At 54.3% G+C, this 23,859-nt stretch carries 21 protein-coding genes; all 21 read right to left on the bottom strand.

All coding sequences use genetic code 11. From position 1 onward, the window contains the following. The gene (locus JE47_RS0103950; RefSeq protein WP_031458497.1) at positions 1–1,386 is read right to left on the bottom strand and encodes a phenylacetate--CoA ligase family protein; all 1,386 of its coding nucleotides are present in this window, start codon (positions 1,384–1,386) and stop codon (positions 1–3) included. Further along, positions 1,386–2,252, bottom strand: a complete 867-nt coding sequence (locus JE47_RS0103945; protein WP_031458496.1) for a carbohydrate deacetylase — start codon at positions 2,250–2,252, stop codon at positions 1,386–1,388. Before JE47_RS0103945 ends, JE47_RS0103950 begins: the two co-directional genes overlap by 1 nt. Next, entirely contained in the window at positions 2,249–3,475 is a 1,227-nt protein-coding gene (locus tag JE47_RS0103940; protein WP_236631129.1) for a glycosyltransferase family 4 protein, read from the bottom strand. Before JE47_RS0103940 ends, JE47_RS0103945 begins: the two co-directional genes overlap by 4 nt. Beyond that, the gene (locus JE47_RS0103935) at positions 3,397–4,209 is read right to left on the bottom strand and encodes a glycosyltransferase family 2 protein (protein ID WP_031458494.1); all 813 of its coding nucleotides are present in this window, start codon (positions 4,207–4,209) and stop codon (positions 3,397–3,399) included. The genes JE47_RS0103940 and JE47_RS0103935 overlap by 79 nt, the downstream gene beginning before the upstream one ends. After that, entirely contained in the window at positions 4,206–5,396 is a 1,191-nt protein-coding gene (locus JE47_RS0103930; RefSeq protein WP_031458493.1) for a glycosyltransferase family A protein, read from the bottom strand. The genes JE47_RS0103935 and JE47_RS0103930 overlap by 4 nt, the downstream gene beginning before the upstream one ends. Next, positions 5,393–6,748: an O-antigen ligase family protein gene (locus JE47_RS0103925; protein WP_031458492.1), complete on the bottom strand. Its 1,356-nt coding sequence runs from the start codon at positions 6,746–6,748 to the stop codon at positions 5,393–5,395. The genes JE47_RS0103930 and JE47_RS0103925 overlap by 4 nt, the downstream gene beginning before the upstream one ends. A 12-nt stretch (positions 6,749–6,760) precedes the next feature. After that, the gene (locus JE47_RS0103920) at positions 6,761–7,675 is read right to left on the bottom strand and encodes a glycosyltransferase family 2 protein (protein WP_031458491.1); all 915 of its coding nucleotides are present in this window, start codon (positions 7,673–7,675) and stop codon (positions 6,761–6,763) included. 1 nt (position 7,676) lies between these two features. Next, positions 7,677–8,684, bottom strand: coding sequence for a GDP-L-fucose synthase family protein (locus JE47_RS0103915; RefSeq protein WP_031458490.1), 1,008 nt, complete (start codon positions 8,682–8,684; stop codon positions 7,677–7,679). A gap of 21 nt (positions 8,685–8,705) precedes the next feature. Continuing rightward, positions 8,706–9,746, bottom strand: coding sequence for an NAD-dependent epimerase/dehydratase family protein (locus tag JE47_RS0103910; protein WP_031458489.1), 1,041 nt, complete (start codon positions 9,744–9,746; stop codon positions 8,706–8,708). 21 nt (positions 9,747–9,767) lie between these two features. Then, a complete protein-coding gene (locus tag JE47_RS0103905) occupies positions 9,768–11,288 on the bottom strand; it encodes an efflux RND transporter periplasmic adaptor subunit (RefSeq protein ID WP_031458488.1) in 1,521 nt (506 codons plus the stop codon). Between the two features lie 3 nt (positions 11,289–11,291). Beyond that, positions 11,292–12,701 (bottom strand): polysaccharide biosynthesis tyrosine autokinase, encoded by a 1,410-nt coding sequence (locus JE47_RS0103900; RefSeq protein WP_031458487.1) that lies wholly within the window; start codon positions 12,699–12,701, stop codon positions 11,292–11,294. A 529-nt stretch (positions 12,702–13,230) separates the two neighbouring features. Further along, positions 13,231–14,508, bottom strand: coding sequence for a glycosyltransferase family 4 protein (locus JE47_RS0103895; RefSeq protein WP_031458486.1), 1,278 nt, complete (start codon positions 14,506–14,508; stop codon positions 13,231–13,233). Between the two features lie 4 nt (positions 14,509–14,512). Then, positions 14,513–15,493, bottom strand: a complete 981-nt coding sequence (locus JE47_RS0103890; RefSeq protein WP_031458485.1) for a glycosyltransferase family 2 protein — start codon at positions 15,491–15,493, stop codon at positions 14,513–14,515. A 3-nt stretch (positions 15,494–15,496) separates the two neighbouring features. Further along, entirely contained in the window at positions 15,497–16,207 is a 711-nt protein-coding gene (locus JE47_RS0103885) for an acyltransferase (RefSeq protein WP_236631128.1), read from the bottom strand. Between the two features lie 101 nt (positions 16,208–16,308). Beyond that, positions 16,309–17,091: a sulfotransferase domain-containing protein gene (locus tag JE47_RS0103880; protein WP_031458483.1), complete on the bottom strand. Its 783-nt coding sequence runs from the start codon at positions 17,089–17,091 to the stop codon at positions 16,309–16,311. Beyond that, the gene (locus JE47_RS0103875; RefSeq protein ID WP_031458482.1) at positions 17,092–18,801 is read right to left on the bottom strand and encodes a bifunctional sulfate adenylyltransferase/adenylylsulfate kinase; all 1,710 of its coding nucleotides are present in this window, start codon (positions 18,799–18,801) and stop codon (positions 17,092–17,094) included. It abuts the gene before it with no gap. Between the two features lie 39 nt (positions 18,802–18,840). Continuing rightward, the gene (locus JE47_RS0103870; RefSeq protein WP_236631127.1) at positions 18,841–19,575 is read right to left on the bottom strand and encodes a polysaccharide deacetylase family protein; all 735 of its coding nucleotides are present in this window, start codon (positions 19,573–19,575) and stop codon (positions 18,841–18,843) included. Positions 19,576–19,607: 32 nt separating this feature from the next. Next, positions 19,608–20,507, bottom strand: a complete 900-nt coding sequence (locus tag JE47_RS0103865) for a glycosyltransferase family 2 protein (RefSeq protein WP_035418958.1) — start codon at positions 20,505–20,507, stop codon at positions 19,608–19,610. An 84-nt stretch (positions 20,508–20,591) separates the two neighbouring features. Continuing rightward, a complete protein-coding gene (locus JE47_RS0103860; protein WP_031458479.1) occupies positions 20,592–21,914 on the bottom strand; it encodes a nucleotide sugar dehydrogenase in 1,323 nt (440 codons plus the stop codon). 52 nt (positions 21,915–21,966) lie between these two features. Then, complete coding sequence (locus JE47_RS22090) at positions 21,967–22,377, bottom strand: hypothetical protein (RefSeq protein WP_236631126.1); 411 nt, start codon at positions 22,375–22,377, stop codon at positions 21,967–21,969. Between the two features lie 54 nt (positions 22,378–22,431). Then, the gene (locus tag JE47_RS20325) at positions 22,432–23,661 is read right to left on the bottom strand and encodes a PQQ-dependent sugar dehydrogenase (RefSeq protein ID WP_236631125.1); all 1,230 of its coding nucleotides are present in this window, start codon (positions 23,659–23,661) and stop codon (positions 22,432–22,434) included. Between the last annotated feature and the right edge of the window lie 198 nt (positions 23,662–23,859).

Below are 23,859 nucleotides of genomic sequence, written 5' to 3'. Positions count from 1 at the left end.
TTACACCTCGATCTCGCGTACCACGTGACGTAACTTTCCGGCCCGTGTCCGTGGCAGGCGCTCGACTAGTTCCCACTCGATCTGCATAGTTGGGCCAAGATAGCGACGAGCCACTTCGATGACGGCTGTCATTGAAGCGGGTACAAAATCGGCTGCCGGTACGACACGAATGACGATACGATCACGGGCAACCTGAGCAATCTGGCTCTCTTTGATTCCTATTCCCGGTTTAGTTACATGACTGAGCCGACCGATCCAACGTCCATCTGGTGTCTTAATCCGATCGTCGATGCGGCCTTCAATCGCTACCCACGAAGGGCTGTGCCGTCCACATGGGCAATCATCAGGAGCTAGCGTTGCCAGATCACCTGTTTGATAGCGAATAAATGGCGTTCCTGAGCTGGCAAAGCTCGTGACGACGATCTGACCGGTTTCACCCGGTGCAACCGGACGACCATCGTCATCGACGACTTCAGCGATCGCAGCCCGGCTCAGAATATGATACCGGCGGTGTTCACACTGCCAGGCAATTTGACCAACTTCACCGGTACCGTAGGTCTGTACAACCGGACAGCCAAACGCCCGTTCAACCACCATCTGTTGTTCGATGCTGATTCCCTCGCTGTCGGTAATGATTGCACGCAACGTCGGCGGACGATCTCCAGTCTCTAGCAGATACGTTGCCAGCAAATGCCACGCTGTCGGGTAGCCGGTACCGTAGATCACTCCGCTCTCACGTAACACCCGTATGTAATGCGGGTAAAACTCTGGGGCCAGGTGATAAGCCGAACATTGCAACTGGTGGTAGAGATCAATCCATATCCAAAACGGGGGCTGAGAACGGGTATAGGGAGCGACATACGCACCAGAAAAGCGAGCACGTGGCAGACCAAATTGGCATCCCAATGTTGCCAGCATGGCATCGGCCGGCGCCTGGTGATTGCGCGTTGCCTCACGGTCGAGGTAGAAGGTCAAGGGAGTACCGGTTGAGCCACTAGTCTTACGCGGCCAGAGCGTGCGGCGGTCGAGGTCATCGGCTACCAGAGCAAGTGGATTTTGCCGGATCTGCTCTTTGTGCAACATCGGGATGTTCGACAAGTCGGCCAGGCTGGTCAGTGGTTGATCGGGCAGGATGTCACGATAAAATGGTACTCGCCGACGCACTGCCGCTAGCAAGCGGTTCAACTGCATCAGTTGCCAGTTCTCTTGTTCGTCACGCGAGCGATAGTACCAGGATGGATCGTGCGAGGCGACCAATTGCCGATAATCGCCATGGCGACGAAACCATTCACGACGTACTGCTTCGGCGTTCACCAAAATCCGCTGCAACCAGTGCGGTGAGTGATCATAGATTTGCTGTTGCGAGGGGAAAGCAAAGAGACGCATCACAACACCTCGAAACCGACAGGCTGAACCCCTATCGCTGTCAGACGGCTGACCAATTCCGGATCGCGAAAGACTTCGTACTCACGTAAACGTGATTCGGTCAGGCTGCCGAAGAGATCGGTAACGACACCCGTTGCCGGATGTATCACTAGTTCAGCCGGGGCGTTCTTTGGCCAGGGCACTCGTAGCACGATTTGTTCGACAGCCGCCTTTCCTGGCCCATACCCTGGAGTGCTGACCACGCCAGCCGGCATTCGCATCCCCTGCCTAGCTGCGGTGGTGGCCCAGTGGGCAATCACCTGCCCCTTAAGCCAGTACAGAGGATTGCGCAGGTAGTATTGCAACGCCGATCCACGACGCGGCGCCGTGATCCGACGGTGTGAGCGCATCGCTGCGATACCGAGCTGTCGGGCCAGATCGACGATCAGCTCGAACAGACCGGGTAGTACGTGCACATTCTGATGCGTATTCCAGAAGGCGGGTTGACCAGCCAAAGCCACAAACCGTTCGTACTGGGTCTGTAGTTCAAGCCGTATGTGATCAGGCGAAATGTGGCGAGTCAGCCAGCGCCGCCGAAATTCTGGTGCTGACCAGAACTGACCATTGGGTGCAACGAGATCGGCGACGTGCGATGGAGGTGCAGCCGGCATACCTAGCGTCAATGTCCAGTGGATGCCAATTGAGACCTGGGGAAAGTCATGCCGTAGGCGTATCAGGTCGGTGTAAGCCGACATATTGGTCATCACACAGGTTGCCCGTAGGGCGCCTGCGGCAAGACATTCTTCGATGGCCCGATTCACTTCGGGACACATTCCGTAATCGTCAGCCGTAATGATCAGTTGGTGGGTCGTACCATTATGCTTCATAAGAGTTCTGCATATAACGATAACAAATATTGTGACTCGCGTTGCCAGTTAAACTGGTTAATCACCCGTGCGCGTCCTTCAGCGCCCATAGTGCGTCGCAACTCCGGGTTATCAAGTAGGCGAATGATAGCGTCGGCATACGCCTCGTGATCATTGGCCGGTACCATCAATGCACACCGACCATCGCCGACAAATGGTCGACTCGGCGGGAGATCACTTAACACGACCGGCATCCCCAATGCCATGAATTCAAACAGTTTTGTCGGAATGTTATGCTGGAACTTAGGCAGATCGGGTAGTGGAATAAATCCAATCTGCCCCTGACGCACGCGAACTGCCACTTGCTCGTGTGGTATGGGGTGAGGGTCAATCACGATATTGTCCTGAAGGCCACGCCGTACCAGCTCGGCTTGCGCCCAGACTATTTCAGGGCACTTCCCGAAAAAAAGCCATCGTGCACGTCTTCCCCGGCGTTGCAATGCTTCGGCAACAGCAAAGGTCGTTTCAAGATGGTAACGAGGGATCGTTCCATGATAGACCAAATCAAACGGTGCGTCATCTGCTGGTGGTGGCTGATTCAGGAACAGATCGAGTTGCGGAAAATTGTGCACGACCACCACTCGGCGGGCGCGAAATTGACGCAGGTAGAGATCGGCAACTCCTTGGTCGGCAGTGATGATCGCGTCAAACGTTCGGGCAGCCAGGTGTTCAAGCGTCGCCATGCCAAGCTCTAGCCCGCCTCGCAACAGCGAGTTGAGATAGTGCTTTTGGCGAAGATAAGCGATATTATTTTCGTGGCAATCGAAAATTACTCGCCGTCGTGTTGTTGCCTTTAACCATAATCCGAGAGGAATCAGCTCGGGATCGTGCAGGTGATAGAGATCGGCCCGTAACTGACGAGCAAGGATTGCTGCCCGCTGTATGCGTTGCCAGCGCCGCTTCAATCCTAATCCCAACCGCTGTTCACCCACCACACCTACGCTATGCAGATGGACTGCCTGCCGCTCAAGTTCAACTACCGGTAACGGTGTGAGCAAATGTGTCTCGTAACCAGACGCCGCCAGACTAACACATTCGCGGTAGAAGATACGTTGATCGAATGGCGGATGAACGGTTGAGATATGAACGACCCGATACGGTCGTGCTATAGTCCGCTGAGCCGGGCGCGCCATCGTTCGGGTAGCAGCGGGATCATCGGGTAAATAAGCGTGCGGTTGAGACATCGCATCCCTCCAAAGATGCTCGCGTAGAGACGCAATTCCCACGGCGCGTACACCGTCGCCAATGCACGCGCACGCTCGGCTTCACGGCGCGGTGAAGGACGGCTACTAATGCCACCACCATCAAAAATTGCTACTTCCTGTGCAAGGTGCTGATACCGAACACGGCGTCGGAGCACCATATCAAGCAGGTAGGCGTAATCGGCCAGGATGCGGTAATCGGTGGCGAATGGCTGCTCGAGATAGATTTCGCGGCGTACAAACCAGACCTGTTGACAGATCATTTTGCGGTACAGCCAGAAACGGTTCAGGCGGTCTGGATAGCGGATCAAGCGTCCGCTTCCGTTGCTGCCGGCACCGAGATAGGGATGGTTCACCAGGGAACGAACATCACCGTACAGAAAATCTGGTTCGTTGTAGCGTTCGATGGCCGTCGCCACGTCACGCAAGACATGTGGCCCGGTAAAGCGATCACCAGCATTGAGAAAACAGATGTAACGTCCAGAAGCGTGCGCAACACCTTGATTCATCGCATCGTAGATACCTGTATCCGGTGCAACGATGACGCGAACCCCCAACTCGGTCAGTCGTTCTGCTGTACCGTCGGTTGAACAGCCATCTTTTACCAGGTACTCAACCGCTGGAAAATCCTGCGACAGCACACTACGCGCTGTCTCTACTGCCTCACCGGCACAGTTAAGCGTGACTGTAATAACACTAAACAATGGCTGGTTCACACCATATCTCCTGAACGGATCGATTGCTGATAACGGGCGAGCTGTTCTTGATAGCGGCGGCGGTGTTCCGGAATGAACTTACGTTGCAAGGCAGGCGGCAAGTGCTTGATCAGTGCTGAAGGAGTCTGTTCACGCACCAATTGCACCAATCGCTGACGGTGACGCCACCATAGCAGATAGATCAGATGTTCTCGCCAAGCTCGTAAGCGCTCTTGACGCGCAGCCGCTCGCACCATCGCAGCGTAACGCGGATCGGCCAGTAACCGCTCAATATCATCAGTTCGTCGCGTTTCAACTTTAACCCGACCTGCCGCTAAGTCGGCACGCAACGCTTCGATCTGCGTTGGGTGTTGACCCTGAAAGCGGGTAAGCCAATTGCGTGTACCGTACTGATCCATAATCTGCAACCCGTTTTGCAAATTGACTTCGTGCAACAAAGCCAGATTCTTCTGTAACCGACCACGTTCCCGTTCCCAGGGTTGATTTTGATAGTAGGCGCCTTTTACCGCAAACTGGTGTGGAAAGACCATGTAGTAATGGTACATCCGCACACCCAGCGCATCGGCGTAGCGCATTCGTCGGCGTGTCACATCCCGGCCCCGCTCATCAACAATGGTCGGCGGGCGATGGCTATCGTAGCGATACCCTGGCCGCCAGCGGAAGACGCGCCGATACCGGCCCCACGGTTCGCCCTGGTACTGCCGATTCCAGAACAAACCTCCATCGGCCAGATAATCGAAGCCACCCCAAAAGTGGTATGCCCGAAAGCAGAGGCATGTCGTGTCAGGATGCTGTTGCAAGAAATCAATAACCCGTTCTATATCCGTCGGATGATAAAACTCATCGACATCAACTTGCCATAACCAGTCACCTGTGGCCCGTTCGGCATACGCACGGCTCTGTTCATCTTTCTCACCCGGCCAGAAGCCGTCTCGATGCCCGCACATCTCAGCAGTGACGATCACCAATTTGTTGTCAGGGTCTTCTTCAGCTTTAAAACGGTAGAGTGCCTGCAAGGTGCCATCCAGCGAGTGCCCGTCGGCGGTTGCGGCATGGGCAGCACGCGGACTGGCTCCCTCGGCAACGATGATCTGGTGCGCATAGGGGTAGATTGCGCGCAGGTTGTAACGCAGAAACGGCTCGCCGTTCAGCACAATCATGCCAAATGTGATTCGTGCCTTGCTCATTGCTGTACTCCTGCGGCAATGGTTTGCAGCCGTGTACGTGCTGGTAATGGTAAGGGTTTTCGGGTGGGAATCATTACCACCCCCGTACTGAGTGCCCACACTGCCCAGAGTGGCCAGTGTAGATGCGCGGTTGACATCGTATTTCCAGAAGCCTGACCGTGAACAACTGCAAAGACAAAGAGGGCAAAGAAGACCACTCGCCAGACGGCGCGATCATCAGTCGGGGTTTGTACCCACACCGCTGGCAATCGGCGGAGTGCCCATATTAGATAGCCGATCAGAAAGCTCATGCCAACCAGCCCCTGATCGGCGAGGGTACCGATAAAGATATTGTGTGACCAGAGTTTTTGTTCAAATCCCCAGCCCCATACCGGCGAAGCGAGAAAGTAGTTCCAGCCGATCAGCCACAGCCAGCCCCGATCTTCAAAGATGTTGAACGATTCGCCAAGGTCACTCTCTCCTTCACGCACAACCAGGTGGGGAGCCACCTGATAGATCAGGATCACAATGATGACAATAGCAGCGATTGCCAGTGGCACCCGCCATGGTTTCTTTCCTTGCCGCGTCAATGCCCACGTAAAGATCAGCGCCGCAGCTATTCCCGCTCCACTCAACGACTGACGGGCGCCGGTGAGAAAAATGCCGTAGCCACAAAAGAGTGTGAGCGCAAGAATTGCTGCCATTGACCATAGGCGACGGGTCTGCAAGAACAGACCAAGCCCTAACAGAAAAGCAATACTCAGGTGGTGTGAGAAATAGTTGTATTCGCGAATACCCAGATTGCGGTAAGGGAGAGAGGAAAGGCCCGGATCGCTCAACAGATAACTGAGCGGCACATCGATAAAACGCAACGCTGCATACAGACCATAGGCACTGGTAAGTATGTACGTGATTGCAAACCGCCGCGCTGCTGCCGCATCACGGATGGCAATCAGCATGACGAGGGAAGCTACGATAATGTAGAGTATTAATGGACGGGCAATCGACATTTTGTTCGGCAAATCAAACTGGAAGAGAACGCACAGCGCCCATCCCCACCATAACCCCATCCAGGGCAGGATCCACGTATCAGTCGCCGGTACGATCTGCCGGGTTGTCGCATCAAGACGCTGCGGTAACAACGACCATCGCCGCACGATGTGCAAATACCGAATGAGGGCCAGCATGATCATAGCAAGCAACGGCCAGGTCGCTGCACTCGGCCCGACAAAGACTGTTCGCGTCCATAAAGAGACCGACAGATAGATCGCTAACGGAATCTCTGGTCGACCACGCCAGACCGCATAAAAACACACCAGTCCGAGCACGGCTAATTCGAGCGGGTTGAGGATGATCGGCCCGGTAACAATCATCGTGTCCTCTTCCTAGCATTCAATGCCATAAGCGTGATAAAGCCGATTGCGAAAACTAGCGTGTTTTTGCCAGAGCCACCAGACCACCCGCAACCCTGCATAGCGATAAGCATCCATTGGTTGGGCATAACGACGCTGTAACAGCGCATGTTCTCGTTGCCAGACGGTCTGTAAGGTGGCAGTTTTGGCCTCTTCGTGCAGACGAAAATCACCCAACGGCGGCCCAGGGATACGGCGGCTGGGGCCAGCACTACTCAGGCGAATGAACAGGTCACGATCCATACAGAAGCGCAATCGTCGATCAATACCTCCCACCTTTTCGTAAACACTGCGCCGCCAGAAACACCCTTGCTGGGGCCAGCGGTGTACACCCAACTGAGCAGTCAGCGTTGCATTAGGCGGTAAAGCGAAGATACGAGCCGTCACTCGTCCGTCAGCGTCGATAAAGTTGACATCACCATTCGCGAAGGCCAGCCAGGGCCGACGGGCAAAGAAGCGACCGACACGCTGTAATGCACTAGGCTGTAACCGGTCATCCGAATTGATCCAGGCCAGAATCTCCCCGGTTGCACGGGCAAAGCCATCGGCCAGGGCTGCTGATTGCCCGCCGTCAGGTTGTGACTGCCAGTAGCTTAGCCACGGTGCGTAGCGCTGAATAATCTCAACACTGCCGTCCCGACTACCGCCATCCATCACGATATACTCAAGATTCGGATAGCCCTGTAGCAACACTGAACGCATCGCTTCTTCGAGATAAGCTGCCTGTTGGTATGAAGGGGTGACAATCGTAATACGCGGCCAAGGCCGCCCATCAGGCAGAGTTGGTGCTGCCGGTGGTGTAGCCACCGTCCAGGGCCAACCGACTCGATCAGGCGGGGGTGGTGGCAGATCGGTAATTGTTGGTAACGAACGAGATACTACCGACATATCAGTGTGCCTCACCGACTGCACGCATTGCGGCTACCGGCTCACGATGAGCACGGTACCACTCGATCGTTGCCCGCAACCCATCGGTAAAAGTTGTCTCGGCCCGGAACCCAAACCGCTCCCATGCCCGGCTTACGTCTAGCTTGCGCCGTGGCTGACCGTTTGGTTTGGTTGTATCCCACACAATCCGCCCGCGAAAACCGGTCAGATCAGCGATGAGCATTACCAGATCGCGGATACTGATCTCGTAGCTACTCCCAATATTCACCGGATCGGGATCGTTGTAGCGTTCAGTTGCTAGCAGAATACCTTCGGCGGCATCAGCGGCGTAAATAAACTCGCGGGTTGGGGAACCATCACCCCAGACGATAATCTCATCGTCGCCACGCTCAGTTGCCTCGATACACTTCCGAATCAGTGCTGGAATCACGTGCGAGGTTTCCAGATCGAAGTTGTCACGCGGGCCGTAGAGATTCACCGGTAGCAAAAAGATAGAGTTGAAGCCGTACTGTTGGTGATACGCTTCGCCTTGCACGAGCAGCATCTTTTTAGCCAGTCCGTAAGGTGCATTTGTCTCCTCCGGGTAGCCGTTCCAGAGATCGTCTTCTTTGAACGGTACCGGTGTATGCTTAGGATAAGCACAAACCGTTCCGATCGTGACAAACTTTTTCACTCCGAACTGCCAGCTCTCGTGCAGCAACTGAACTCCCATCATGAGGTTATCGTAGAAAAACTCTGCCGGATGGTCACGATTAGCGCCGATACCACCTACTCGTGCGGCCATGTGGATAACAATATCTGGCCGGGCATCGTGCAAGAGCTGGCGGATCGCCTCGCGTTGGCGCAAGTCGTAGACCCGTGAACGTGGGACAACGACCCGACGTGCACCGCGTTCGTGGAGCTTTTCAACCACGTAGGAACCGAGGAAGCCGGCCCCACCGGTAACCACGACACATTTATCCTGCCAGAACTGATGGCTATCAGGCCAGGGACGTTGATCGAGTTGCATAGGTACCTCACGCAGCGGGGATTACTGAATGATAAACTGAGCGTTGCGATACTGACTGTCGAGTGCATCTTTGATGACACCCTTGAGCAATACACCGGCTACCTCGCGAATGCCCTGTTCGACACTGATCCGTGGTCGAAAGCCAAGCCGCTCGCGAATCTTGGCAAACGACACCCGAATATCACGCATATCACCACCGAAGGTCAGGTCTTTGTATTCAACAACCGTTCCTTCAACGTGACGTTGGACCAGGGCTACAATCTCATCTTTGGTGTAGTTACCTTCGTCACCACCGACATTGAAAATCTCGCGATTCACAGTCGCTTTCGGTGCTTCTAAACCAAGCAAAATTGCATCACACACATCACGCACATGCACGAACGAACGTGCGTACCCTCGCTGATAAATGATCAATTTACGGCGCGTAATCGCTTCAAGGACAAACTGATTGATTATCAGATCGAAACGGGTGCGTGGTGATACGCCAAACAGGGTCGCGAAGCGGAAGAGGATCGGCGTTGTCACTGAACCGGTCGTTTGATCGCGTAAATATTGCTCAGCGGCAATTTTCGTTTCGGCGTAGAGTGATTGTGGATTCAGTGGCGATTCTTCGGTTACCGGCGACCCGTCAGGCGAGAGGCCGTAATTGCTGTAGGTCGAGGCAAAAATGAATCGTTCAACTCGTCCGGCATCGGCAGCCGCGAAGACTCGCTTCGTTCCTTCAAAGTTATAGCGCCAGGCCACCTGCGGCCCTACCATCTGACAGGCTGGGAAGCCAACAATTGCCGCTAAATGAATAACCGCATCGAAGTGTGTTGCCGGTAAATCACCGACTGCAATACCTTCGACACTGGCGCGCAAGGTTGCCGGATCGCAAATGTCTCCCTTAGCAAAGCGGAATCGTGGGTGGTACCAGTATCCCAAGAGTGAAGTACCGCCAAAAAGAAGGTCATCGACAACTGTAACCGACCATCCCTGGTTTAAGAGTACACCGGTCAACAGTGAGCCGATATAGCCAGCACCACCGGTGATGAGCGCATGGGGGGTTCTTGTGTCCGTCATTCGTTACCTCCTTTAGGATGGTTATTTACTGGTTGCAAAGACGACCTGAGCGTTCATGTTCCACCGGAGACGTTGATCCCAACTGTCAGGGATAATCCGTACCGTGTAAGTCGTGCCGATGCCTGTCTCTAAACCGACCGGTTCGATATACTTCACCCTGCCGCTCAGGAGCACATCGGGCAAGGCAATAAACTTGATTGTCACCGGATCATTTTCTTGTACCAGACTGACGTGTAACTCGCTCAGGTTGGTCACCACAATTTGCCACTGATCGAGGGTTGCCAGGGTGATCACCCGTTGATTGGCCTCAACCGTTTGGCCTGGTTGTACATTCACGGTGACAACGGTGGCATCAATCGGTGCCCTAATTTGGTAGCGCTCGCGATTGAGTTCGGCTCGTCGTAGCTCAATCTCGGCTCGTTCAATACGGGCCTGGGCAATCGCAAGTTGGGCACTGGTCGGGTCGGCGGTCAGACGAGCCAAATCAGCTTCTGCCTTACGCAACTCCGCCTCGTATACCGCTACTTCGTTGGGATGGTTGATCGTTAATTGTGCTAGGCGGGCCTGAGCCTGCAAAATGCGCTTTTCGGCAGCCGCGATCTGATCAGGTGTCGCCGGACGTAATGCGTCAGCCAACAGCGCTTCCGACTGTTCTACCTCAGCTCGGTAAGCTGCGATTTCGCTGAACTCGTTTTGACGGACTGTTTCCAGGGCTACTCGTGCTTCCTGTAATCGGCGTTCAGCATTTTCGACGGCTCGCAGCAGGCGTGTCTCATTGTCAATTTGAGCCTGGGTTAGTTGACCACCACCAGCAACAATCTGCTGATTCGTCCAGGCGACTCGCGAATAGTCGTCTTGGGCATTGCGTAACTCATTCGCCAGCCGCTCAATCTGTGATTCGAGCTGCGTCTTTTCACCGGCCAGCGTGTTAATGCGAGTTTGCAGACGGGCCTTGTTCTCGGCTATCGCAGCTTCTAATCGGGCACGAACTTCAGGTGTGATGCCCTTTTGCAAACGCTCTAACACAGCGCGTGCCTCACGCAATTCGGCCTGAACAGCGGCTATATCACTCTGAGTCACGTTTGTTTGGGCATCGGCCAGACGTGCCCGTGCTCGCTCGATTTCAGCCTCGGCTTGTGCGATCTGCTCTGGAGTTGCCCCACTACGTAACTGCTCGTAATTCGCCTGGGCCTCCGCAAGCGCAACTTTTGCCTCAGCAATCGTGAGATTCAATAAACGCACATCGAGACTAGCCATCACGTCGCCAGCGCGCACCCGATCACCTGGTCGTACCAACACTTCACTGACCGATCCACCATTAACAAAGCTGAGATCGATCACGGTCATCGGTTGGACACGCCCATGCGCAATCAAGGTTCCATCCACAATTGCTGGGGCGGTAGAAGGTGATTCAGCCGACGTTGACGCTGATGTTGGTGCCACGACAGTCGGTGCTGGTTCTGTATCTGGTGTTACTTGCTGAGCGCATCCGCTCAAGATCAACCCCAGCGCTGTGATGACAATGAGCCAAAAGCGTGGCATGGTTCAATCTCCTGCATCACCAACGATCTCACTCCGGTTGGCAACTACCACAGGAGTAGCCGGTTGGGTTGGTCGCATATTGGGAAGGAACAGACGACGTCGGCGTCTGGCAACTCCATTGAGCACAATACCCAGGCAGGCAATTTGAGTCTGGCGTAAGAGTTCGAGCATCTGGCGCAGACGATCTTCTGTCGTTTGACCAGAACGCACAACCGCTAGCGTGGTATCTACCGACCGCAAGAGCAATGTTGTATCAGCAAAGATCAGCAACGGCGCGGTGTCAATAATGATAACCTCGGCATACTGCCGTAGCGCCTTTAAAGTCTTGTCCAGGTGGTGACTCCCCAATAACTGAGCCGGTAGACCGGCGACGTTCCCGGCTGTAAGCAGGTAAAGGTTCGATTGAGCGGTTATGCGCAGAAACGGCTCAATAGCCTGAGCTGTGCCGCTAAGTAAATTGGCGAAACCGCCCTGGTTGGGGATGTCGAACAGTGTATGTAACGTTGGCGCACGGAGATTCGCATCAACCAACAGTACCCGCCGTCCGGTTTGGGCCAGCCCTACCGCCAGGTTAGCCGCCGTCAGACTACGACCTTCGCCGCTGTCGGCACTGATGACGGCGATCACGTGTGGACGTTCATCGGCAGGTAATGTATCGAGGTACAGCCGGAACATTCTGTAGGATTCTGCATCGAGTGAAGTAGGGTCATGTAACGTGACTAGTTGCGCAGTTGGTGTTGTGCCTTTGAGTTTCCCAACCGTCAGCAATGGGCGTCCCCCACCACGGCGGTCGAGATCGTTTTCGTCGCGGATCCGGGTATTGAAATAGTCATACAGAAAGCCAATGACAATTGCGATCAAAACCGCAATGAATGCGCTGAGGATCATATTGCGGGTGTAATCAGGACTGACCGGAGTACGTTTGGCATACGCCGGATCAACGACGATAAGTGTGGATGCTTGTGCATAGGGGTTATCAAGCAAATCACGTTCCAGAGCCTGGAATGAAGCTACAATTGCATCGGCTAACTTGATAGCCCGTTGCCGATCAGTATCGCGCACTGAAAGGAGGAACAGTTCAGTCTTACCAACCTCTTTAGTACTGCTACGAACTGCCAATTGTGCAGGTGTTACTCCTTCCACCATTCCCGCAGCCCGTTCGAGCACTGGCCGAACTAAAAGCAATTCTCGTACCGTTAGAGCGTAACGTTCACGGGCCCGTAAATCTTCGAGAGTTGGTGAAGGACGGGCGAAGATGCCCTGATCCTGATTGACCATCAGCATTGTTGAGGCTTCGTATAACCTTGGCTGCGTTTGTGAATAGGCGTAGCCGATACCAACACCAACTAATGCGAACAACGTGATTAACCACGCCCAACGCCACGCGAAAAGAAGATAGTTCTTGAGTTCCAAATGTCCCTCCACGTTATGAGACCGCTTGATAGTGGCCTTGCAAATATGTTTTGGTCTGTAAGCGTGGATGCGTGTCTGGAAGAGGCGACAGACCTTGCTTTAGTATTGTATAGACACCGAACCATATCGCACAATAGTTGTAACCGGGACACGTGACATTGTAATGTCATGGGTAAGAAATCGCTATGACAAAACGTTCATAACCTGCGCCGCTGATCACAACCTCACTCCCTGTAAAGGCGGTTCGCGAACCGCTCCTGCTTTGACAACGGGATGTTTCAGATAGGCTTTCAGGGGTCTGTGACTGCCGCCTGTTGTCTTACCACTGATGCCCGTCACCACACGGTAGGGGGACCAAGTTCGCTGCTGCGGGCCGGATGCCCGCGCACTTAGTGCCTATTCGGAATACTCTGTCGCAGAAGAAGATCGGTTGGGGCACAGCGCACCTGTGCCCGTACGTCCAGGTTTCATCCGCCGTACCGTGAGACGATTATTCGGATAGGCTCTAAATGTCTTATCCGTGAAGTGACTATGTTGCTGAAACACGCTCAGCAGTAACCTGATGGTAGAGTTCTAGATAGCGCTGTGCCTGTATGTCCTGGCGGTATTCGGCTACGGCTATTGAACGACACCGACGGCTCATATACAAACGCTCATCAGGGTTGTCTAAGAGACGCTGTATCGCTGCACGGAGGGCGTCAACATCACCGACCGGTGCTAGCCAGCCGGTTTGTCCAGGCCGCACAAGCTCGCCTATCCCACCGGTATCAAAACCCACGACCGGTGTGCCACACGCCAGCGCTTCCAGTACTGTACCCGGCATATTATCTTGCAGCGAGGGGATGACAAAAAGATCAGCAGCGCTATAGACGAGGGCCAGGCGTGTATCATCGTTAATCACGCCGAGGGGATGGTGCGCAATCGCTGCTGCGATTGGTGGTGGATTTCGACCGATTGAAACAAGGAGCAGATTCGGTGCATCACTCATGCTGGCCAGAGCTGCGGTTAACTCAGCAAAACCTTTTCGCCGGTTGTTTACTGACATTGCCACGAAGAGCACAATGCGCGCCTGTTGTGGCAAACCCAGTGTTGCCCGTGCGTAAGCCTGGTCGTAGGGCATAAAAACCGTTGTATCAAGGCCGTTAGGAATGATGTGTACTGGCAACTGACCAAACAGCGAACTCCGCTGTACTTCGGTTGCCATCCAGCGATTGAGCGCTACAATGTGTAGTCGGCCTGGTGGTACTGCGGCCAGGGCATCCCGTTTACGTACCCAAATCTGGCGCGAAAGGTCGTGTTCGTTTTGTGAACCAAGCTGTGGACACGATCCACAAGCTGCCGTATAACGATCGCAACCCTCGTCGTAATGACATCCTCCCGTGAATGGTTGCTGATCGGATAATCGCCAGACAATCGGTACCCGGCGCGGTACAGTACGAAAGAATGTGGTGTAGTCAACAAACCCGGCTACCCAGTGCAAATTGACAACATCACACGGCGGCAATGCCCGTACCAACTCTGCGCCATAACGACTGCGATCATCGCTGAATGGCTCAAGCCCTGCCGGACGTGTCTGCTGATAGGGTTGCATTGCCCGCCGGATGCGCCAGCTCCGCCAGCTTCGTTGTAACTTCGTGATCAGGTTGGTTGCGGCGGGGATTGCCTGCACAGTTGGGTCATCGCTCCGTCGGTTTGCCACCAGCATACGCGATTGGCAACCTATTGCCAGCAACGCCCGGTGGAGACGGTATGCAGCTCGTGCTGCTCCACCGCTAATATCGTTAGTGCTGAGATGCACAACCCGCATACGCTCACCGCATTGCCAGACGCCGACGCGCTAATGGCCCAATTGCCGGTAATGAATAGAACATTTCCGGCAATGCCCGTCGATAGTAGGCCGGGATAAACGGCAGGGCAAAACCGGCTTTCAACCAATCAATGTACCGTTCCCGCCCCCGATAGAGTTGACGCCAGCGTCCGTAATACGTCGTCCAGATCACGTGCGTAATGGCCTCACGGCAGACGACCCAGTCTTGTGGATGCTGTTGGGCATACGCCCGTAATACCGGATGTTGGTCAAGAAATGCGAGAAACTGGCGTGAAGCACGGGCCAGGCTCTGGACACCAACCGATTTCCCGAAGCTGGTATCGTAAATCCGGTGTCGGAAAATCGCATCATCGCAATAGATAATACTCCGGTTGATGCTCAGTACCACGAGCAGGGCATTATCCACACCATTTCCACCATCGAAATCAGGATACCCGCCAACTGCCCGTAGATCAGCCGTGCGTGCCAGATTGGTTGTGAAGCAAACAAACTTGTGTTGGTTATACCCCCATCGGCGAATCCAGTCTGGACCACTCATCAGTCGCGGCGGCAGTGGGCGGTCGGCAGTTGAGCCGATGACCTGGTTCTGTTCATCGATCACTTCTACTCGTGAGATGACTGCTGCCGCGTCGGAATGGGTTTCAAACGCCCTGACCATTGCCGTAATGTAGCCGGGAGCCAGCTCGTCATCATCGCTCAACAGGATGAAGTAATGACCCGTTGCTGCTGCCAATAATTGATTAAAGTGTGGCACGATAGGCACGGGAGTTTCGTTTTGGCGGAAGACGAAAGGACGCGGATAGTTCGCTCGCACCAGATTGATAACCGCATCACCGTTACAACCGTTGTCAGAGACGATGAGTTCAATCGCCGGATAGTCCTGAGCCGCTACCGATTGAATTGCCTGCGCAACGTATGTCAGACGTTTATAGACCGGGATCGCTACCGTTACCGTCGCTCCCATGCTTCACCTCGGGTAATCAATATCTTGGGCGGTACGTTCACGGATAATCCGCGCCGGTACACCCACCGCGATGACGCCGGCCGGCAGGCTGCGCGTAACGACACTGCCGGCGCCAACTACCGTACCGGTACCAATCGTCACACCTGATAGCACCACCACACCGTAGCCTAGCCAGACATCATCCTCAAGCACAATTGGTCCGCGACTGGTCAGCGGTTGATTGTGAATGGGTTGACCGGCAGCGGTACCGTGATCGTAGGGGTAAAATGCGCATTGGGGGGCAATCTGACATCTACGCCCGATAATGATCTGTTCAACATACGCCGATAATTGACAGTGTGGCTGGATCCCGGTTCGTTCGCCGATGGTCAGGCTCCCACCACGACCACATTCAATGATCGTATCCCGATGTAACTCAACGAAGTCACCGAGTTCGATCTGACCACCATCGTGACGCTGGTATATGACAACACCATCGCCGATAAAGGTATGGCGACCGCGTTTGATGCGGCGACCACTGATCTGGGCCGATGGCGCAATGTATCCCTGAGCGTAGCGATGAGCCAGTGCGACACGTGCCTTGTAAGGTGCATACGGCCAGGCAGCCAGCCAGGTTGCTACTTTCCCCCGTCGATCAGGCCCGGCCCATCGCATCCACACATCAGTCCAAAGTTGTAGTAATTTTTGCCGCATACCGGTTTTCAAAGTTCCCATCAAGAGATGGTCTGCATGCACAGATAGCGAAAGATTCGGTACCAGTGCCTCTGGCAGTTGCGCTGGTTCATCGAATGCGGTGCGTGTTGCTCGCTACACGCTCACGACACCCGATCACCGTATCCGGCAGCGATCATGCCCGCACGATGGTATTGCCAGAACAGCTCTTCATCAGCCGGTGAAAAGAGGTTTCGCCAATCACCAGAGCCACCTTTGCGGACAAACAGTGGTGTTTCTGCTCCCTGAGCAGCTTTTTCTTTGGCTCGCATGCGCTCAAACGATGAAGCTGCGACTGCGGCAGCGATCTGTTCCTCGCTTGCCTGCAAGTGACAGAAATCGAGAATACGACGCAACTGCCCGGCTGTATCGGCGTAGAGATCCTCGTACCTCACGACGAGCAACTTACAGTCGCTGTTGAGCCAACCCAGCACGTGATCCGACCAACGTCCCCAGTAAGTTTCACCGACGATAATCTCACGCAGACTAACCGGTTTACCGGATCGTCGGTTACGCCAGTGGTAAAACGAGGTCATTGCATCACGGCCATCACGCACAATGTAGATCGCACGGCGAAAGATTGGTCGGTAATGCAGATGAGTCTTCACGAAGCGCGGCCGCATCTGGTTGAACGGTGTAGTCGGATCGGCCATGTATGCCAGATCGCCTTTGATATGGCTATCGGGGACATAGCGGCCAAATCCCTGCAACTCCAGTTCTCTGCCGGCAAGGAGATTGGCTAGTAAGAATCGTACCCACGTATTGCCCGATTTGGGAAACGAGGCCAGGTAGTAGAAATCGGGTTGTGGTCTAAAACCGAGATCGGCATGCGGGCCTTTCAACCACTGACGTAGCGTGCGCCGTACTTTCGTGAAGACAGTGCTCATTTATGCCTCCAGAAATCCCTTCTCTTCCAGATACCGAATGATTTTGCGCGCATTCTCTTCTGGGGTCACATCGATTGTAGATAAGGTCAATTCAGGGTTTACCGGTGGTTCATACGGATCATCGATACCGGTAAATCCGCGTATTTCGCCACGCCGGGCCTTGGCGTAGAGACCCTTGACATCCCGTTGCTCACATACTTCGAGCGGTGTGTTAACAAAAACCTCAATGAATTGATCACTGCCAATCATCGCTCGACATTCGTTACGAGCGGCCCGATACGGACTAACCGCTGCACAGATCACGGCACCACCGGCTTTTACCACAGCGCTGGCGACAAAACCAATGCGTAAGATGTTGGTATCACGATCTTCACGTGAAAAACCTAACCCTTTCGAGAGATGGGTACGGACAACGTCTCCGTCAAGAACGGTTGGTGTTCGACCACGCTCAAGCAACAACACATTGAGAATGGCAGCAATGGTTGACTTACCGGCGCCGCTCAGACCGGTGAACCAGACACAAAAGCCCTGGCGGTGTCGTGGTGGGTACATCTGCCGCAGAATCTCTGCCGTCTCTGGACGTGTAAACCATTCTGGCAACAAACGTCCTTTAGCCAGGTACTCATCACGCACTTGCGAACCGGAAATAGTTGCAATTTCAGCTCCGGGTGGAACTTCATCAATCGGTACGTAGCGACCTTCACGTTTGAGATAGACAAGCTCGGTGAAGGGGATCATCTTCACCCCGATTTCCGCTGCGTGATGTGCCAACAGCTCTTGTGCTGCATAGGGTTCATAGAACGGTTTTCCGTTACTGTCATTGCCAGGTCCTGCATGGTCGCGGCCAACGATGAAATGATTGGCGCCGTAGTTGCGGCGAATAATCGCGTGCCAGACTGCTTCGCGGGGGCCAGCCATACGCATCGCCAACGGCAGTAAACTTAATAGGGTACGGCCAGGATCGTAATATTTATCGACCAATAGCCGATAGCTGCGCACACGAGTGAAATGATCAACGTCGCCGGGCTTGGTCATCCCTACAACGGGATGGATAAGCAGGCTGCCATCGATCTGCGCGGCGGCGCGCTTAGTGAGTTCTTCGTGAATACGGTGCATCGGGTTGCGGGTTTGAAAGGCCACCACGTTTGGCCGTCCCATCGCCTGTAACAAACGACGGACTTCAGCCGGTGTGCGCCGTAGATCGGTGAAGTCATAGTAGCGCGGCAGATTGAAGACGCGCAAACGGCCAGCGGCATAGAACTTCCCCCAGCGCGCCATTTCGGCTACCAGTGGGTGGCGCGGATCGGTTGTTCCGGCTACGGCCAGGGCTTCCCGTTCAGCGTCCCAGCGGTATATTTCACTGACTTCCATAATTGCCAGCGGATTATTGTGCACATCGCGCAAGACGATGCGGTCACTGCCAAAATGACTCTGCTCGACCGGAAGTGTTACCGGTATCGGCCAGAGGGTGCCGTCGGCCAGGCGCATTTCTTCGAGCACACGCTCATAATCAGCCCGTCCCATGAAGCCGGTCAGTGGCGAAAAGCCACCGGTGGCGAGGAGTTCCAGATCACACAGACTGCGCATCGAGATTTGTATCGAGGGTAAGTGTGAGGCTTCGGCGAGTAGTTCTTCTCGCTCCTCAGCCGATACAACTAGATTGATCAGGCGACCACCATACGGTGGAATTAGAAACGTGTCATTGTGCATAGAGAGATGTGTCCTTCCTTAAAAACTATTGTTTGCCCGTTACAGCGCCGGACGAAACCATGGTACGCGCACCGGCTTACCGGCGTGGATCAATTCGGGAATAGTAACGAAACGGTATTTGCGGCTCAAGGTGGGGAGTACCATAGCTAACGCTGATACCAGATTGGAACGATCGGCAGCGTTTGGATCACGTGGGTTGACCAGCCGATCATGTAACAGAACAATACTCCCCGGACGTATCTGCTCTACCAGCCGGGTCGCTAATTGCTCTGCCGGTTGGTGTACCCAATCTTCAATGTGGAACGTCCAGGCAACCACTTCATAACCAAAAAGGAGTGTATCGAAACGTGAACCATAAGACTGACCACCATACGGCGGTCGAAACAAGCGTACACGATAGGGCAACAGTACCTGCTGCGTCTGCCACAATTCCTGCCAGCGCCGCCAGCGTTGGGTTTGTGGCATGCGGATGTGGGTGAACGTGTGATTGCCAATCGCGTGCCCCTCAGCTCCGATCCGCCTAACGATGTCGCGGTGCGCAACCGCATGTTTCCCAATCACGAAGAAGGTTGCCCGGGCTTGAGCAACGTTACATAGTTCAAGAATCTGCGATGTATAAACAGGGTGTGGCCCATCGTCAAAAGTCAGGGCAACCAGAGGTTCTGTCGTCTCAACTCGTACCAGTGTTCCGAACAACCGTCGTCCTATCGATGCCAGCAAGCGTCGGAATGACCAAATGCCGGGTGATATGTCCATTTGTGATCGAGATGTCAATGCTTCCTCTTTATCAACGTGGATCGGCAAGATTAAATGGCCAGCGGTGGGCAACGGTATTGCAGACTGCCCTGAAGTAATCCGATCAGCCATGCATTCATTCGTAACCATTCGGCAAACTGCTCACGCTGCCGTATCTTTGTCAGGCGCCCCAACTGACGCAGCCAGCGCCGTGCATATGAGAGCCAGGGCGAGAGTGAACGTTTGCTCTCACCCTGTTGTTGGCTGTAACGACGGGCTAACGCTACGTTGGCAATTGCCCGTTCACGAGTCTGCCGTAACATCCCACGCAGGGTATCGCGATAGCGCACATACACGAGCGCTTCAGGCACAAATGTCAGCGGTACCTGACATTGCAACTGAACACGGAAGCAGTAATCGGTATCCATCAGGCGCGGTAATGTTTCGTCGAAACCGCCAACCTGCTCGTGCAGCTTTCGTTCGATAGCCAGCCCTGAACCACCAGCGTGGGGCAGGTACGGCGGATAACTCACGCACTGTAAACCGTCTGCCTGTGGATTGCGTCGCGTCCGGCTCAGCCATGAATGCTGGTTGAGCCGTTCAATATCGAACCGTGAAGCGACAAACGGATACCGGTCGAGAGCCTGACCAATTGCGGCGACCCAGCCAGGGGCGACTACGTCATCTGCGTCAACAAATGCCAGCACCGTCCCTCGTGCATGTCGGACGCCCTCGTTGCGAGCGAATGCGCCTCCCCGGCGAGCACCGGCATCGACGATGCGGAGGTTGGGTATTCGCAAGAGAAAATCGGCTGCTACCCGGCGTGAGTCGTCGTGAGAACCGTTATCGGCCACGATAACTTCCCACGGTCGTTCCCACGTTTGATTGGCAAGTGCTGCCAACTGTTCACCCAGGGTTGTGGCAGCGTTATAGCACGGAATGATGATACTGAGCCGAACTTCTCGCTGCACGGTCTCCTCCCCATCACTCATCGTTTGTTATCTGTTATGCCAACCCTGGGTGAATCTATGATGATTGGTCATACGGAATACAGGCTACAATACTGTAATCTTTGCTCGCAATTCACCCTGAATGTGGCGGGTTGCATTGCGAGTATCAACCACTGCCGGAGCCAGGGTTGCAATTCGTTCGTAATCAAAAGTGCTGTGATTGGTGATAATGACTGCACAATCGCACTGTTGCAGCAACTCATCGCTCAGGGGTATTGTTTGCATCCGACGACCATCGTGCAATTCGAACTCTGTGATATGGGGATCGCAGGGAATGACCGTCGCGCCATCGGCTGTCAGCAGGTCATAGACTTTGAAAGCCGGAGACTCGCGGTAATCATTTACATCGGGCTTGTACGCAATCCCTAACAACAGGATTGTGCTGCCGTTCAGCGGTTTGCGGGCACGGTTGAGTGTCCGCACGACCAGATCGTGAACGTGACGGGGCATCTGGCTGTTAATCTCACCGGCCAGCTCGATAAATCGGGTCGTCAAATCATACGCACGTGCTTTCCAGGTCAGATAAAAAGGATCAATCGGAATGCAGTGCCCACCCAAGCCAGGGCCTGGAGTAAACTTCATAAAGCCGTAGGGTTTGGTTGCTGCGGCGTCGATGACCTCCCAAACGTTGATCCCCATTCGATCACAGAGCAGTGCTAATTCATTGACCAACGCAATATTCACGGCCCGAAAGATGTTCTCGAACAGTTTTGTCAACTCGGCTACATCGGGTGAACTTACCGGCACCACACGAGTCGTAATGTAGCCGTAGAAGGCACTGGCTAATTCAGTGCAGGCGGGTGTCACGCCACCCACAACTTTGGGGGTATTTTCGACACTATATCCTTTACTACTCGTCTGACCGGGATCAATCCGTTCTGGTGAAAAGGCCAGGAAAATTTGCTCACCGACGCGCAGTCCAGATCGCTCGATACGGGGCATGACCAGTTCGCGAGTCGTACCAGGATAGGTAGTACTCTCCAGAATGACCAGTTGACCAGGACGAATGCTGGCAGCAATATTCTCACTTGCCGCTTCGACATAACGTATATCCGGATCACGAGTCGCGTTGAGGGGCGTTGGTACGCAGATCACCAGCAGATCACACTCTTCCATGCGCTTGACATCGGTTGTTGCTTCGATCCGCCCCGACTGACGCAACGCCGCCAGGGCTGCGCTGGAAACATCGCCAATGTAGCTTTCGCCTCGGTTGACCTGTGCAACCCGCTCGGTGCTGACATCGAATCCCAAGACTCGAAAACCAACCCGACCGGCACGTTCAGCCAGCGGCAATCCAACATAGCCAAGCCCGATCACGCCGATGACTGCGGTGCGGTCATGGATGCGATTCATCAATTCGTGAAACATAACGTGTTATCTCCATCTCCGTGCTGCATCCAAAAACGTTGTTCGGTGGGCATTATACGCGAGCGCGACGTTTCCAGAGCCACCCACCTATCCCAGCCACTGCAATCCCTCCAATCAGACCAACACCAAAGGAAAGCCAGGCCAGTCGTGAACGTAACACCGTGTTTATGCGGTTGATCCATCCGCTATCAGCAGGAGGTGCCAATAGATAGTCAGCGACAATCGCTGCCTCTGCTGGTGTTACCCCGAGGTTCGGCATCTGCGATCCGCGATTATCCCAACGCGGTTCGACAATCTGGTTAATAATCCACTGCCGTACTGCTGCTTCACCTTCCAGGGCAAGTACTGCCGCTCGCGCCGAGCGAGTAGAAACCCATGGCTCTTCCTCAAGTTGATCCAAATCGGCCAGAAGCTGGCGGTACTGTTGATTGTTCAGCCGAGCCTGGACATTGGCGATCAGCAATTCTCGATTGAGTGGCGGGCCGGCTGCACCACCGAAACCGCCATCTCCTCTAATTTAATGACACCCGAGACAACCTCGTTCGCGAATAATCTGGCGGGGGTCTTCGACTTGCAGCGGACGGTAGGGATAGCTGTTGGTTGGGTCGGGAACAATCTTATACACCGATGTTTGATCGGCCTGATTCGCGTACAAGGGTGCAAAGTAAAGCCCATCAGGACCTATAGCCACCGCAACCACCATCTGCTCTTGTTTGCCGCGGAAGCGCAAGAAGTAGTCGGGTACCGCCATCACCCGACTCTGCTCCATATTATAAGTAATTCGCACGATACCTGGCATTTTGCCACGTCGCACCGATCCGGCCATACCGAGAAAGAACTTACCGGCGTTATCCGCACCGAGTAGCATGTTGTCGGGTGGCAGATATTGTAACGTTGTTGGGGCCAGGCTTGGTACCCAGACATACGCTGCCCGTAGGTGAATACTGTTTTCCTGACCATTCCAACCGTAATCCTCACCCCGCTGCACTTCGACAAAGCGATCGGTACCTACACCGTTGTCACCGACGAAGACCCGCCCATTTACGATTTGCATCGCGTAGGGATTACGGAAACCGCTAGCCCAAACATAATTGCGTGCTTTCGTGACATCATCATCAATGTAAAAGGGATTGTCGGGAAGCGGTTTGCCGTCAAGGCTCATGCGGTAGATTTTCCCTACCATTTGATCAACTTCGTGCGCCAGATGGGGTTGCCAGGCTTCGCCTATGCCCACAAATAGCTGATCGCCTACCACCTGACAAGCGCCAATATGGTGCGCTAAGCCCGATTCGTAATTGGCGAAGACTTCCGTGAACGCGGTAAAACTCTCTGGCTGGAGGCTGAATGTACCTGGTTTCGATTGATAGCGCACAATATTGTTGCGCATCCGACCATTTGCGTCGGTGTAGAGGAAGGTGACAAAGATGTACCCATGCGCTGGATCAAGACAGATGCCTCCCATGCCACCTTGTCCCTGACCCGACGGTAACTCCTCTGTCGGTTTGAATTGAAAAACGTTTTCGGCAAAGGTGAAGATGCTGCGATCATTGGTGACGACCTTGAGCGTTCCGCGTAGTTCGGTTACAAAATAGAGCGGATCCTTCGGATCAGGACCGGGTTCCGGCACGAACGCTATCGCACTTGGAAAGTGGTAGCCCGTCGTATCCTCCACAATCGTGAACCCATCGGCAACCGCCCAGTCACTGCGCCAGTCAAACGTGGTTTGCGCCGAGACTACTGCTCCCAAGGAAAGAAAACAGTACAGTACCGGTTAACAACATCTTTAGCCAGAGCTTCATTGTTACCTCTTTCTAGCCAGTGGTTGAGTGAGCCAGAAAAGCAGGAGAGTGCTTATCACAATACTGATCAGGTTGGCTATTAAGATACTGCTGGCAAGCGAGGGTGTTACCACGTATGCCGCTAGACTGACCCACCCGCCGACCAA

Source organism: Chloroflexus sp. MS-G, assembly GCF_000735195.1.
In the GTDB taxonomy this organism is placed as follows: domain Bacteria; phylum Chloroflexota; class Chloroflexia; order Chloroflexales; family Chloroflexaceae; genus Chloroflexus.
Note: the sequence above shows the minus strand (reverse complement) of the source record. Positions and strands in the feature narration are given on the sequence as shown.